The 13089-nt window shown below is 65.3% G+C and carries 11 protein-coding genes; 4 read left to right on the top strand and 7 right to left on the bottom strand.

Translation table 11 applies throughout. From position 1 onward, the window contains the following. Nucleotides 1–142 precede the first annotated feature (142 nt). The 4 genes from G4G71_RS04745 to hslO form a co-directional block, all read right to left on the bottom strand. Nucleotides 143–1642, bottom strand: coding sequence for a flavin-containing monooxygenase (locus G4G71_RS04745; protein ID WP_169935722.1), 1500 nt, complete (start codon nt 1640–1642; stop codon nt 143–145). Between the two features lie 134 nt (nt 1643–1776). Then, nucleotides 1777–3702 carry a RecQ family ATP-dependent DNA helicase gene (locus G4G71_RS04740; protein WP_169935720.1) on the bottom strand — a complete coding sequence of 642 codons (1926 nt, stop codon included), beginning with the start codon at nt 3700–3702 and terminating at the stop codon, nt 1777–1779. A 255-nt stretch (nt 3703–3957) separates the two neighbouring features. Continuing rightward, nucleotides 3958–5499 carry a phosphoenolpyruvate carboxykinase gene (locus G4G71_RS04735; protein ID WP_169935718.1) on the bottom strand — a complete coding sequence of 514 codons (1542 nt, stop codon included), beginning with the start codon at nt 5497–5499 and terminating at the stop codon, nt 3958–3960. Nucleotides 5500–5667: 168 nt separating this feature from the next. Next, nucleotides 5668–6561 carry an Hsp33 family molecular chaperone HslO gene (hslO, locus tag G4G71_RS04730; RefSeq protein WP_169935716.1) on the bottom strand — a complete coding sequence of 298 codons (894 nt, stop codon included), beginning with the start codon at nt 6559–6561 and terminating at the stop codon, nt 5668–5670. A gap of 118 nt (nt 6562–6679) precedes the next feature. On the opposite strand from hslO, the gene G4G71_RS04725 reads away from it, so the two are divergent. Further along, complete coding sequence (locus tag G4G71_RS04725; RefSeq protein WP_169935714.1) at nt 6680–7480, top strand: phosphatase PAP2 family protein; 801 nt, start codon at nt 6680–6682, stop codon at nt 7478–7480. A gap of 45 nt (nt 7481–7525) precedes the next feature. Here G4G71_RS04725 and G4G71_RS04720 read toward each other — a convergent pair whose 3' ends face one another. After that, nucleotides 7526–7918, bottom strand: a complete 393-nt coding sequence (locus G4G71_RS04720) for an RNA-binding S4 domain-containing protein (protein WP_065086535.1) — start codon at nt 7916–7918, stop codon at nt 7526–7528. Between the two features lie 101 nt (nt 7919–8019). On the opposite strand from G4G71_RS04720, the gene rimB reads away from it, so the two are divergent. From rimB to G4G71_RS04705, 3 genes are all read left to right on the top strand, one after another. Continuing rightward, the gene (gene rimB, locus G4G71_RS04715; RefSeq protein WP_169935712.1) at nt 8020–8496 is read left to right on the top strand and encodes a retropepsin-like aspartic endopeptidase RimB; all 477 of its coding nucleotides are present in this window, start codon (nt 8020–8022) and stop codon (nt 8494–8496) included. Beyond that, nucleotides 8493–9398 carry a 30S ribosomal protein S6--L-glutamate ligase gene (rimK, locus tag G4G71_RS04710; protein WP_045215639.1) on the top strand — a complete coding sequence of 302 codons (906 nt, stop codon included), beginning with the start codon at nt 8493–8495 and terminating at the stop codon, nt 9396–9398. The genes rimB and rimK overlap by 4 nt, the downstream gene beginning before the upstream one ends. Nucleotides 9399–9657: 259 nt before the next feature. Continuing rightward, nucleotides 9658–10587: a S66 peptidase family protein gene (locus G4G71_RS04705; protein ID WP_169935710.1), complete on the top strand. Its 930-nt coding sequence runs from the start codon at nt 9658–9660 to the stop codon at nt 10585–10587. Nucleotides 10588–10725: 138 nt separating this feature from the next. On the opposite strand, the gene G4G71_RS04700 is transcribed toward G4G71_RS04705, so the two are convergent. Together G4G71_RS04700 and ompR are read right to left on the bottom strand one after the other, a co-directional pair. Beyond that, nucleotides 10726–12045: an ATP-binding protein gene (locus tag G4G71_RS04700; protein ID WP_024762187.1), complete on the bottom strand. Its 1320-nt coding sequence runs from the start codon at nt 12043–12045 to the stop codon at nt 10726–10728. Nucleotides 12046–12162: 117 nt separating this feature from the next. Further along, the gene (ompR, locus tag G4G71_RS04695; protein WP_169935708.1) at nt 12163–12903 is read right to left on the bottom strand and encodes an osmolarity response regulator transcription factor OmpR; all 741 of its coding nucleotides are present in this window, start codon (nt 12901–12903) and stop codon (nt 12163–12165) included. Between the last annotated feature and the right edge of the window lie 186 nt (nt 12904–13089).

The raw sequence follows: 13089 nt of genomic DNA, 5'->3' as shown, positions 1-13089 counted from the left end.
AAATCCTCTGGCTGGCATGGGCGGGAACGGCGCGCATGGTAAGCCGAGAGGCAGCTCCGTTGCAGAGCGGCGTATCGATAATGTCTATCCGATGCCTCGATAGAACAAGGCCCGCCAGGACCGGCGGGCTCCGACGCGAGGGTCAGCTCTCCAGCGCTTCCACCGGCGCAGCCGTGGTTTGGCGCTGCTTGGGCGAAGTGAAGGTCAGGTAGCCGTCCTCGACCTTGCCGAAACGCAGCAGGGCCAGGTCCAGCGCGTAGTTCTGGTAGAGCTTCCACGGCGTGCGGTCGCCCTGCTTGGGCATGCGGTCGGCGGCGCGCTGGATGTAGCCGGAATTGAGGTTGAGGAAGGGTTCTTCCTTCACCGATCCGTCGGTCTGGCGCGGCGTGCACTGGCGCATGCCGATGGCGTCTAGGTGGTTGATCAGGCGGCAGAAGTACTCGCTGGAGAGGTCGGCCTTGAGCGTCCAGCTGGCATTGGTGTAGCCGACGATGGCGGCAAGGTTGGGCAGGTCACGCAGCATGATGCCGCGATAGCCCATGCTTTTCGTGACCTCGAAGGGCTTGCCGTCAATGGCCAGCTCGGCGCCACCGAACATCACCAGGTCCAGTCCGGTGGCGGTGACGATCACGTCCGCTTCCAGCAGTTGTCCGGATTTGAGCAGGATGCCCTTCTCGGTGAAGCGCTCGATATGGTCGGTGACCACCGACGCGCGGCCCTGACGCAGCGCCTTGAACAGGTCGCCGTCCGGCACGCAGCACACGCGCTCGTCCCAAGGCTTGTAGCGCGGGCTGAAGTGGCGCATGTCGAAGTCCTTGCCCAGCTGCAGGTTGGCCAGCTTGAGCATCAACTTGCGCACCGCGCCGGGGAACATTTTGGAGGCCATGAAGAAGATCATCTGCATGGTCACGTTGCGCGCCCGCGCCTGTCGATACACCCATTTCTCCGGCAGGAAGTTGCGCAGGAAGTTGGAGATCGGGTCCTTCGCCGGCAGGGTGATCACATAGGACGGCGAGCGCTGCAGCATGGTGACGTGGGCGGCCTTGTCGGTCAGCGAGGGGATCAGCGTGACGGCGGTGGCGCCGCTGCCGATCACCACGATGCGCTTGCCGCTGTAGTCGAAGTTCTCCGGCCACAGCTGCGGGTGGATGACCTGCCCGCCGAAGCTCTCGCGGCCCGGGAAGTCCGGGGTGTAGCCGGCGTCGTAGCGGTAGTAGCCGGTGCACATGAAGAGGAACTGCGCACTCATGCGCACGGGCTCCTCTTCGTCGCCACGCTGCACGCTGAGGTTCCAGCGCGCCGTGTTGCTGTCCCAGTCGGATTTGAGGACGCGGTGGCGGTAACGCACCTTGTCCTCGACGCGGTACTCGCGGGCGGTCTCGCGGATGTAGTTGAGGATCGAGGGGCCGTCGGCGATGGCCTTGGGATCGGTCCAGGGCTTGAAGTTGTAGCCCAGGGTGTACATGTCCGAGTCGGAGCGGATGCCCGGGTAGCGGAACAGGTCCCAGGTGCCGCCCATGGCCTCACGGCCTTCGAGGATGGCGTAGGACTTGCCGGGGCATTGCTTCTGCAGGTGGCAGGCGGCGCCGATGCCGGACAGGCCGGCGCCGATGATCAGTACATCCAGGTGCTCGACGGACATGCTTGGGGCTCCTCGGCCGTTAGGCAGGCAGTGCCTGGTGAGTCTAGGAGGAATTTCCTCCCCTCACCCTACAAGCAGCCCAGGCGGCGTCACGCCGACCTTTAGTCGTGCGTGGCGCCGCCGGATTCAGGCGTTCAAAGCTGCGCCTGCACCCAGTCGCGCACCTGGGCGTAGGGGTAGTCTTCCAGCGTGGCGTGGCCCGGTAATCCGCGCGCGCGCATGCGGGTGAAGGCCGGCACGCTGATGCCACAGAGGAAGCGCGTAATGCAGTCGGCGCTGGGCGCGGTGCCTCGGGCGCTGCGGTACTTCTCCAGGAAGGCGTCGCATCGATCGTGCAGCGACTGGCCATCCAGAGCCGGCAGTGCAGGCGGCTCCGGCAGGCGGGCAACATGCCCGGCGCACACCGAACAGTGACCACACTGGCGTGGAGCCTGCTGGTCGCCGAAGTACTGGGCGAGGCGCCAGCTCAGGCAGTCCGAGCTGCCCAGCAGATCGAGCATGGCGCCGATACGGGCGATCTCGCTTTCCTCGTGGCGCTTGAAGTAGCCGTGCAGCTCTTCGCTCAACTTATCCACAACGAAGGACGCATCGCGCACCGAGTACACCTCGGTCATCTGCTTGCTCTCCAGCTCCACCCAGCCGCGTTCCTGGAAGTAATCCAGCGCCTTCACCACCCGCGCGCGCTCGGCGCCATGGCGGCTGTAGAGCGTGTCGAAGTCCAGGGTCGCCCAGGTTCGCGCGCGGGCCGAAGTCGTCAGGATGGCTTCGACGAACTGCCGCCGCTCACCTTCAAAATGGCTCAGCAGCGCGGAGGAATCGATCAACAGCTTGTAGCGATATTCGGCGAAATAGGCGAAGCGTGGCGCGATGATGCCGCGCAGCTCCAGCTGCACCAGCAGCGTCTTGAGCGGCAGCTGGCGGATGTTCGACTGGTCCGACAACGGCACCAGCATGGTTTCCCATTGGCCATTCGGCGCCTGGCGGATTTCCTCCAGTACGTTGCGGATGCCCTCACGCTCGGGTGTGTCGCCGTAGACGAAGTTCTCCAGCACGTTGAGGCTGTCGCGGTTGGCCAGCACCAGGCATTCCGAGCGCTGGCCGTCGCGCCCGGCGCGGCCGATTTCCTGGCTGTAGTTCTCCAGCGACTTGGGCAGGTCGTAGTGCACCACCTGGCGGATATCGCTCTTGTCGATGCCCATGCCGAAGGCGATGGTGGCGACGATGCAGTTCAGCGAGCCCTCCATGAAGCGGCGCTGGATGCGCTCGCGCTCCGGGTGCTCCATTCCCGCGTGATAGGCGCAAGCAGGAATACCGCGTTCGGCCAGGTGCGCGGCGACTTCCTCGGCAGTCTTCTGCTGGGTGACGTAGACGATGGCCGGCTGCCCGCCGCGCTCGCCCAGCCACTGCACCAGCCGCGCTCGCCGAGCGGCACTGGAGATCGGCTCGATCTGCAGGTCGAGGTTGGCACGGTAGAAACCCGTGGTGACCACGTCGCTCTCGGCGATGGCGAACTTGCTGCGCATGTCGGCGATCACCGCGGGCGTCGCCGTGGCAGTGAGCAGCAGTACCTGGGGAATGCGGAACTGCTTCTGGTAGTCCGGCAGCTTCAGGTAGTCGGGGCGGAAGTTGTGGCCCCATTCGGAGATGCAGTGCGCCTCGTCCACCACCAGCAGGGAGATCGGCACCTCGCTGATGAAGTTTCGGAAGCGCTCGTTCTTCAGGCGCTCCACCGAAATCATCAGCACCTTCAGCTCGCCGCTACGCGCGCGGGCCATGGTCTGCGCGGTCTGCTCGCGGCTCTGTGCCGAATCGATGCTCGCGGCGGCGATGCCGTGGCGGGCGAGGAAGGCCAGTTGGTCCTGCATCAGCGCCAGCAGCGGCGACACGACGAGCGTCAGGTGCGGCAGCAGCAGCGCCGGCAACTGATAGCACAGCGACTTGCCCGAGCCGGTGGGGAAGATCGCCGCCGCCGAGCGCCCGGCGAGCACGGCGCTGACGGCGGCCTCCTGGCCGGGGCGGAACTGGCGGAAGCCGAAGACGCGTTCGAGGGTTTCGTGCATGGGGGAAACTCCAATAACAGGGCGGTTCACCCAGACTAGGAAGCACCATTGTAGGACCGAGGGGGGCGCCCAGCCCTTGCTCGCGAAAAGCCCAACCCCGGTTCGCGAGGCCGAATCCGTTCCCTACGGATGACGGCATTCCCCACATCCCTGTGGGTCACAAGCTCGCTCCTACGAAGAGCCCTCGGAGCAGGACCGTTCGCAGGCGCCAATGAAAAAGCCGCCCGAAGGCGGCTCTTTCCAGAACAGGCTCGCTTACAGCTGCGGGCCGGCGTTCTTGATGGCGTCGCTCACGTCGAACTTCTTGAAGTTCTCGATGAACTTGCTGGCCAGGCCCTTGGCGGCTTCGTCGTAGGCCGCCTTGTCTTCCCAGGTGTTGCGCGGGTTGAGCAGGTTGGTCTCGACGCCCGGAACGACCTTCGGTACGTCCAGGTTGATGATGTCTAGGTGCTCGGTCTCGGCACCGATCAGAGCGCCGCTCTGAATGGCAGCGATCACGCCACGGGTGGTCGGGATGTTGAAGCGCTTGCCGACGCCGTAGCCACCGCCGGTCCAGCCGGTGTTGACCAGGTAGACCTTGGAGCCGAAGGCCTGGATGCGCTTGATCAGCAGCTCGGCGTAAACGCCGGCCGGGCGCGGGAAGAAGGGTGCGCCGAAGCAGGTGGAGAAGGTCGACTTGATGCCGCCGCCCGAACCCATTTCGGTGGAACCGACCAGCGCGGTGTAGCCGGACAGGAAGTGGTAGGCCGCCTGCTCGTTGTTCAGGATCGACACCGGCGGCAGAACGCCGGTCAGGTCGCAGGTCAGGAAGATCACGGCGTTGGGCTCGCCGCCGAGGTTCTGCTCGGAACGCTTCTCGACGTTCTCCAGCGGGTAGGCCGCGCGGGAGTTCTGGGTCAGGCTGTCATCGGCGTAGTTCGGGGTGCGGTTCTCGTCGAGGACGACGTTTTCCAGCACGGCGCCGAACTTGATGGCTTTCCAGATGACCGGCTCGTTCTTCTCGGACAGGTCGATGCACTTGGCGTAGCAGCCGCCTTCGATGTTGAAGACAACGCCTTCGCCCCAGCCGTGCTCGTCGTCGCCGATCAGGTAGCGGCTTTCGTCGGCGGACAGAGTGGTCTTGCCGGTGCCGGACAGACCGAAGAACAGGGTCACGTCGCCGGCTTCACCGATGTTGGCGGCGCAGTGCATCGGCAGCACGTCTTTTTCCGGCAGCAGGTAGTTCTGCACGCCGAACATGGCCTTCTTCATTTCACCGGCGTAGCGCATGCCGGCGATCAGCACTTTCTTCTGGGCGAAGTTGAGGATCACGCAGCCATCGGAGTTGGTGCCGTCACGCTCGGGCACGCACTCGAAGTTGGCGACGTTGAGCACCTGCCATTCTTCACGGCCAGCCGGGTTGTACTGCTCGGGCTCGATGAACAGTGCGCGGCCGAACAAGTTCTGCCAGGCAGTGGCGGTGGTCATCTTGACGGCCAGGTAGTGATCCGCGGCGGAACCTACATGAACGTGGGAGACGAAGTGTTCCTGGGCGTTGTTGAACGCCTGGACACGGTCCCACAGGGCATCGAACTTGTCGGCCGGGAACGGACGGTTGATGGCGCCCCATGCGATGGAATCCTTGCTGCCCGGCTCTTCGACGATGAAACGGTCGGCAGGCGAGCGGCCGGTGCGGTGGCCGGTTTTCACGACCAGCGAGCCGTTGTCGGCGAGTTCGCCTTCGCCGCGGCGAATGGCTTCTTCAACCAGTTGGGCAACGCTGATATCGGTGTAAACGGCTTTGTTGGCTTGCGTCATGTGGGTCCCCGTCGGCCGAAGCCGAGTCCTCCAAACATTGCGTAGTGACTTCTGATTCCCACTACCGCGGAAAAAAGTCGCGGGATTATGCCAGAAAAGAACTGTTCTCGTGCAGCCTCTGATCCGGCGATAGCGCCATTGGTTCGGCTATCGGACAAATCGAAGCGGTCAATGGCGGGTTTCTGACGGCGTCTGGCTTCCGCCGCCCGAGAACAGCTGGGCGACGTCCGAACCGTCGAAGCTATAGCGCTGATTGCAGAACTGGCAGTCGATGACGATCTCGCCATCCTCTTCGGCCAGCAGACGCTCGGCGTCGTCCTGCCCAAGACTGACCAGCGCATTGGCCGAGCGTTCCCGAGAGCAGCTGCAACGGAATACCAGCGGCTGCGGCTCGAACAGGCGAACGTCGTCTTCGTGGTACAGGCGATGCAGCACGGTGGCGTTGTCCAGGCCCAGAAGCTCCTCGGCGGTGAGGGTATCGGCCAGGGTGGTGACGTGCTGCCAGCTGGCTTCGCGCGACTCGGTGTCGCGCTGGCGGTCCGCCGGCAGTTGCTGCAGCAGCAGGCCGCGGGCACGGCGGCTGTCAGCATTGAGCCAGAAGCGGGTCGGGAGCTGTTCGGAGGTGGCGAAGTAGGTCGACAGGCAGTCGGCCAAGGTGGCGCCTTCCAGCGGAACGATGCCCTGGTAGCGCTTGCCGTTCTTCGGATCGACGGTGAGCGTCAGCACGCCATGCGGCATCAGCTCGGCGAGGCCGGCGGCGTCACCGATGGCCTCGGCGTCGTAACGGGCCAGGCCACGCACTTCGCGAGCACTGGAACATTCCACCATCAGCAGCGGAACGGCGCCGCTGGAGCGCGCCTGCAGCACCAGCAGGCCGTCGAACTTGAGGGTGCCGCAAAGTAGCGCAGCCGCGGCTAGCATTTCTCCCAGCAGTTGGGCGACCGGCTGCGGGTAGGGGTGCTTGGCCAGCACTTCGGCATAACTGCGGTCGAGCTCCACCAGCTCACCGCGAACATCGGTGTTGTCGAACAGGAAACGCTGACTTTGATCGATCTGAGACATGCTGGGCACAACGCTGCGATAGGCACAAATAAATGACAAGTTGATGGCAAAGGCCTATAAAGCGCGCTTTGTCGTATCCGGCAACCCGGAACCGTTGTCAGAAGGGGGAATCGATTTTATGGACAAAACCACGCCGTTCCAAGCCACCTGGTCCTGGAAGCCCTTCATCGCGTGTCACCTGATGGCCCTCGCCCTGCTCCTGCTGTGGCTCTGGGAGCCCACTCGCAGCGCGATGGACCTGTTCGATTTCAGCCTGTTCAGCCTGCTCAACCAGCCGCTGGCAAGCAACGAGACCTGGCGCCTGACCTGGGCCGTGGCCAGCACCCGGCCGTTCGACCTGCTGGTGGGGGTGATCCTGCTGCTGCTGATGATCCGTGGCGACTGGATCTTCAAGGCGACCCATGTCCGCGCGGCGACCTTCGGCTTTCTATGTGCGGCGCTGGTCCTGGTGGTGGTGCGCATCCTCTACGCCAAGATCGCCCACAAGCTGGGCTGGCAGCACGCGAGCATTTCCAGCATTGCGCCGGATGCCGTGCGCTTGGAGCACTTCTTCCCGCAGTGGGAGGACACGCCCTTCGAGGTGAAGGACGAGTCGGCCCGCAGTTTCCCTGGCGACCACGCCTCGGTGCTGTTGATCTGGGCGCTGTTCCTCACCCTGTTTGCCCGCACCGCGCTGCAATGGGTGGTGGTCTGGGGCCTGGCGCTGCTGTTCATGCTGCCGCGCCTGGTAGCCGGCGCCCACTGGGGTCAGGACGATTACATCGGCGGCGTGCAGATGGCGCTGGTGGCCCTGGCCTGGAGCTGCTTCACGCCCTTCGCCGCCGTGGGCAGCGCCGCGCTGGTGCGCTGGACCGACCCGCTGTTCCGCCTGGCGGCAAAGATCCCGCTGCTCAACCGCCTGAGCGTCGTAACCGCCTGACGCCCAGACGGTCCCGGCGAGGCGCCCACGGCCCTCGCCGGCTATTCACTCCTGATCGCGGAAGCTGAACAACTGGCGGCGCTGCTTCTTGGTCGGCCGCCCGTCGGTCTGCACGCCCAGCGCGCCAGCCTTGCGCATCGCCGAGGCATCCTCGCGGCGCTTCACGCTGTCGGCGGTCTCTTCGTAGAGCAACTGCGCCTCAGGCGCGCCACGACGCACCATCGACAGCGCCTTCACCACGACGGTGCGCTCGTCGAAGCCGGTGCGGATCACGTATTCGTCGCCAACCTTGGGCTCCTTGCCCGGTTTGCAGCGCTCGCCCCGGCAATGCACCTTGCCGCCGTCGATGGCTTCCTTGGCCAGGGAGCGGGTCTTGTAGAAGCGCGCCGCCCACAGCCACTTGTCCAGGCGGACCTTGTCGTCGTCTTTCTCGCTCACGTCACAACCTCGTCATGCGGGTCTGCGAGTGTACCGCGCACCCCGCTGGCGGGGCACAACCGGCCTGACTAGAATGCCGGCAAACGCCGGGGACGCCTGCCTTGAAGACTTTCGACCAGCTGTCGGTAATTGGTCTGCGCGAATGGATCGCCCTGCCCGAACTGGGCATGGTCGGCCTGCGCGCGAAGATCGACACCGGCGCCAGCACCTCCACCCTGCATGCCAGCGACATCGTGCCGTTCCAGCGTGGCGGCCAGGACTGGGTACGCTTCATCGCCCACCTGGGCACCCAGGTACAGCGTCGCCATCGCTGCGAAGCGCCGGTGGTGACGATGAAGACCATCAAGAGCTCCAACGGTCAGGCCCAGACCCGCTATGTGATCCGCACGCTGCTGGCCCTGGGCGATCGCGCCTGGTCGGTGGAATTCACCCTGGCCTGCCGCAAGACCATGCGCTACCGCGTGCTGCTAGGCTCCAAGGCGCTGGTCCACGGCCAGCTCGTGGTCAACCCCGGCCTCACCTACGTACAAGACAAACCCCTCATCATGGTTCCCGCCACCCTTCCAGGTGATCAATGAAAATTGCTGTGCTGTCGCGCAATCCGCGCCTGTATTCCACCCGTCGGCTGGTGGAGGCCGGGCAGCAACGCGGCCACGAGATGGTGGTGATCGACACCCTCCGCGCCTACATGAACATCGCCAGCCACAAGCCGCAGATCCACTACCGCGGCAAGCCGCTGGAAGATTTCGACGCGGTGATCCCGCGTATCGGCGCCTCGGTGACCTTCTATGGCTGCGCCGTGCTGCGCCAGTTCGAGATGATGGGGGTATTTCCGCTCAACGAATCGGTGGCCATCGCTCGCTCCCGCGACAAGCTGCGCTCGCTGCAACTGCTGTCGCGCAAGGGCATCGGCCTGCCGGTGACCGGCTTCGCCCATTCCCCCGATGACGTGCCGGACCTGATCGAGATGGTCGGCGGCGCCCCGCTGGTGATCAAGCTACTGGAAGGCACCCAGGGCATCGGCGTGGTGCTCTGCGAGACGGAGAAGGCCGCCGAATCCGTGCTGGAGGCCTTCATGGGGCTCAAGCACAACATCATGGTGCAGGAATACATCAAGGAAGCCGGCGGCGCCGACATCCGCTGCTTCGTGGTCGGCGACAAGGTGATCGCCTCGATGAAGCGCCAGGCGGCGGCCGGCGAGTTCCGCTCCAATCTGCACCGTGGCGGCAGCGCCAGCCTGATCAAGATCACCCCGGAAGAGCGCATGACCGCCATCCGCGCCGCCAAGGTGATGGGCCTGCACGTCGCCGGCGTCGACATCCTGCGCTCCAACCATGGGCCGCTGGTGATGGAGGTGAACTCCTCGCCGGGCCTGGAGGGCATCGAGACCACCACCGGCAAGGACATCGCCGGGGTGATCATCGAATACCTGGAGAAGAATGGCGGGCCGCATCTGGCGCGGACCAAGGGCAAGGGGTGAGCCGAGGCTTTCGCGATGCATGCGTTGCGCCGGCGAACGCCAGGCCACGGATGGCCTGGCAGGGTGCCCAGAGAGACACGTAGCCACGACAGGGATGTCTGGGTTGCCCTCTCAGGGGGGCACCCTCCAGCCAAACGGCGCATAAAGCGTTTCGCTTTATTCGCCCTACGGGAGTGAGCCTCCTGTCTTCGCTGCCACGCTGAACCCTTCGCGAGCAAGCTCGCTCCTACAGTTCTCCTGAAGTAACCGGAATCCACACATGCCCGCCTCCCGCCCCCACGCCGAACTCAAATGGTCGCCCATCGAAGGCCGCGTCGCGCTGGTTGCGCCGGCCTCCGCCATCGCCGAGGAAGTGCTGGAAGCGACTCTGCGCCAGTTGGAAGTCCAGGGCATCGACTACTACCTGGGGGAACACGCCGACGCACGCTACCGCTACCTGGCCGGCACGCCGGAGCAACGCCTGGAAGACTTCCACGCCGCCTTCGAACTGGATGGCGTCAGCGCCGTCTGGTGCCTGCGCGGTGGCTACGGCTGTGGGCAACTCATCCCCCAGCTGGACTGGCAGCGCATCAAGGCTGCCTCACCACGCCCGCTGATCGGCTTCTCGGACATTTCCATCCTGCTCAGCGCCTTCCATCAGCAGAGTCTGCCGGCTATCCACGGCATGGTCGCCACCGGGCTCGGCCTGCAGCCGCTGAGCGCGCCCAATGAACAGCGCGAACGCCTGGCGTCGCTGGCATCGATCAGCCATGTGCTGGCGGGCGGCCCCGGCAAGCTGGCGGTTCAGCACCTCGCCGGGCCGAAAAACGCAGTGGAAGGCGAGCTGATCGGCGGCAACCTCACCGCGCTGGCCTGCATGGCCGGCACCGTAGGCGCGCTGTACGTGCCGGACGGCGCGATCCTGATCCTCGAGGACGTCGGCGAGCCCTACTACCGCATCGAACGCAGCCTCTGGCAGCTTCTCAACAGCCTGAACGGCGCGCGCCTGGGCGCGATCTGTCTCGGCACCTTCACCGATTGCCCGCGCAAGGGCGTGGCCCACAGCCTGGAGGAAATCTTCGCCGAATACGCCGCGACGCTGGGTGTCCCGCTCTACCACGGCCTGCCCAGCGGCCACGGCGCGCACAACCGCGCCTGGCCCTACGGGCGCCAGGCGGTGCTGGAAGGAAAGTCCCTGCGCTGGGATTAGAGTCTGTTTACGATCTCGCGAGCTAGAGCAGAACAAGGCGAGGACAGCTGAGAAAGCGAAGTTGACTGCAGCCAATGAGCACTTCTCGGCTGGCCTCAACGCAGTTATGCCGACGCGCAGCAGATCGCAAGCAGGCTCTCAATGCGCGTCGCGCGGCAGCAGCAGGCCCAGCGGCAGGCAGACGCGCGCTTCCACGCCACCGCCCTCGCGGTTGCGCAGCTCGATGCTGCCACCGTGCTGTTCGGCAATACGCTTCACGATCGCCAGCCCCAGGCCGGTGCCCTTGCCGCCGCGCGCTTTGTCGCCACGGAAGAAGGGGTTGAAGATGTTGTCCAGCTCCTGCGGATCGACGCCCGCGCCACGATCCAGCACGCTGAGCACCACATAGGGCGCACCGCCGCCACCGGCGACGTGGGCCGCCACTTCGACCTTGCCGCCGCCGTGGTTGAGGCCGTTCTCGATCAGGTTGCCGAGCAGGCGCTTGATCGATACGCGGCGGAAGCGGAACAGCGGCAACGTCTCCAGGCACAGACGCACGCGGTTGCCGGTCTGGTTGAAGGCGTCGGCGACTTCGCGGATCAGGTCGGCAAGGTCACCCTCCTCCACCGGCTCGTCGCGGCCATCGCGGATGAAGGCGAGGAACTGGTCGAGGATGGCATCCATGTCCTCGATGTCACGCACCATGTCCTCGACCATCTCGCGGTCGCTTTCGGGCATCAGCTCCAGCGACAGGCGCAGGCGCGTCAATGGCGTGCGCAAGTCGTGGGAGACGCCGGCCAGCATCAGCTCGCGCTCGCGCCCGGCCTGCTCGACATCGTCGGCCATCTGGTTGAAGGCGCGGTACACCTCGGCCATCTCGCTGGGCGTTTCCTGCCCCAGCGGCAGGCGCACGCTGCGCCCCTTGCCGAACTCGCGGGAGGCGAAGACCAGGCGCTTGAGCGGCTGGCTGAGCTGCCGCACGAAGATCCACGCCGCCGCGGTGGACAACAGGCCGATGCCGAGGAACCAGCCCAGCACGCTCCAGATCTGCTGGCCGCGCAGTGGGTGCGGATAGAGCGGTACACCGATCCAGCCATCGCCCAGGGTCGGTGCGCGCACCCAGAGCATCGACGGATGATGGATGCGCAGGCGCGTCTCGGTATCGATGCCCAGCTCCATGCGCATCTGCCGCTGGAAGATTTCCGTGTACGGCCAGTGCACTTCCTCCGGCTGCCCCTGCTCATGGGGCGCCCACTTCAGCCCGGCGGACTGGGCGATGGCCTCCCGCGATTTCTCATCGGCCGCCCAGTAGGCGCGCACGGTCAGCGCTGCGCCGTGGCTGTACTGGCGGTCGACCAGCATGTCTTCGTTCATCAGCAGGTAGACCAGGGTCAGTGCCTTGGAGAACAGCACGACAATGAGCACCAGCCAGAGGGTGCGGGCGAAGAAGCTTTGCGGGAACCAGAGGGGTGTTTTCAAGAACGGACTACCAGGGAACACGAATTGTAGGAGCGAGCTTGCTCGCGAACCCGCATCGGCGCGAGGCATTGTTCGCGAGCAAGAACGAGGGCGTCCCCCTCGCTCCTACAGGTTGAATCACTTGCGCGCGGAGCCATCCGGCACGAATACGTAGCCCACGCCCCAGACGGTCTGGATGTAGCGCGGCTTCGACGGATCGGGCTCGATCAGCCGGCGCAGGCGGGAAATCTGCACGTCGATGGAGCGCTCCAGGGCGTCCCATTCGCGGCCGCGGGCCAGGTTCATCAGCTTGTCGCGGGTCAGCGGCTCGCGGGCGTGCTGCACCAGGGCCTTGAGCACGGCGAACTCACCGGTGGTGAGCATGTGCACTTCCTCACCCTTCTTCAGCTCGCGGGTCGCCAGGTGCAGTTCGTAGTCGCCGAAGGTGACGATCTCGTCCTCACCCGCCGGCGCGCCCGGCACCAGCGGCGCCTGGCGGCGCAGCACGGCCTTGATCCGCGCCAGCAGCTCGCGCGGGTTGAACGGCTTGGCCAGGTAGTCGTCGGCGCCCTGCTCCAGGCCCGAGATGCGGCTGGTCTCGTCGCCCTTGGCGGTGAGCATGATGATCGGGATCTGGTTGTTCGACTCGCGCAGGCGCTTGCACGCCGAGAGGCCATCCTCGCCCGGCATCATCAGGTCCAGCACCACCAGCTGGAACAGCTCGCGGGCCAGCAGACGGTCCATCTGCTCGGTGTTTTCGACGGCGCGGACACGGTAACCCTGCTCATCGAGGAAGCGCTCCAGCAGACGGCGCAGGCGCGCGTCGTCATCGACCACGAGGATCTTTTCGCCTTCGGGCAGGGTGGCAGCGTTGCTCATGGAAACTCCCAGAATCTGATTCGGCGGGCATTATCGCCCAGCAGCCGCGCATCACGGCTTGTCCATTGTTAGCAGATTTTTCCCCGACCAGCCGCCCACCCGGTGAAATTGTCGTGGGTATAATGCGGCGCTTTTGCGGCGGGGCGTTGTCACAGAGCCTGTCGTGAGGCCGGGAACCCCGGTCCT

This window comes from Pseudomonas multiresinivorans (assembly GCF_012971725.1).
Taxonomy (GTDB): Bacteria; Pseudomonadota; Gammaproteobacteria; order Pseudomonadales; family Pseudomonadaceae; genus Pseudomonas; species Pseudomonas multiresinivorans.
The sequence above is the reverse complement of the archived record's forward strand: the minus strand, read 5'-3'. Positions and strand labels throughout refer to the sequence as shown.

Excerpts from the sequence above, each read along its gene's own strand:
- rimK (WP_045215639.1), top strand. The coding sequence starts at position 8,493 with ATGAAAATTGCTGTGCTGTCGCGCAATCCGCGCCTGTATTCCACCCGT.
- hslO (WP_169935716.1), bottom strand. The coding sequence starts at position 6,561 with ATGTCTCAGATCGATCAAAGTCAGCGTTTCCTGTTCGACAACACCGAT.
- G4G71_RS04725 (WP_169935714.1), top strand. The coding sequence starts at position 6,680 with ATGGACAAAACCACGCCGTTCCAAGCCACCTGGTCCTGGAAGCCCTTC.
- G4G71_RS04740 (WP_169935720.1), bottom strand. The coding sequence starts at position 3,702 with ATGCACGAAACCCTCGAACGCGTCTTCGGCTTCCGCCAGTTCCGCCCC.
- G4G71_RS04705 (WP_169935710.1), top strand. The coding sequence starts at position 9,658 with ATGCCCGCCTCCCGCCCCCACGCCGAACTCAAATGGTCGCCCATCGAA.
- G4G71_RS04745 (WP_169935722.1), bottom strand. The coding sequence starts at position 1,642 with ATGTCCGTCGAGCACCTGGATGTACTGATCATCGGCGCCGGCCTGTCC.
- ompR (WP_169935708.1), bottom strand. The coding sequence starts at position 12,903 with ATGAGCAACGCTGCCACCCTGCCCGAAGGCGAAAAGATCCTCGTGGTC.
- G4G71_RS04735 (WP_169935718.1), bottom strand. The coding sequence starts at position 5,499 with ATGACGCAAGCCAACAAAGCCGTTTACACCGATATCAGCGTTGCCCAA.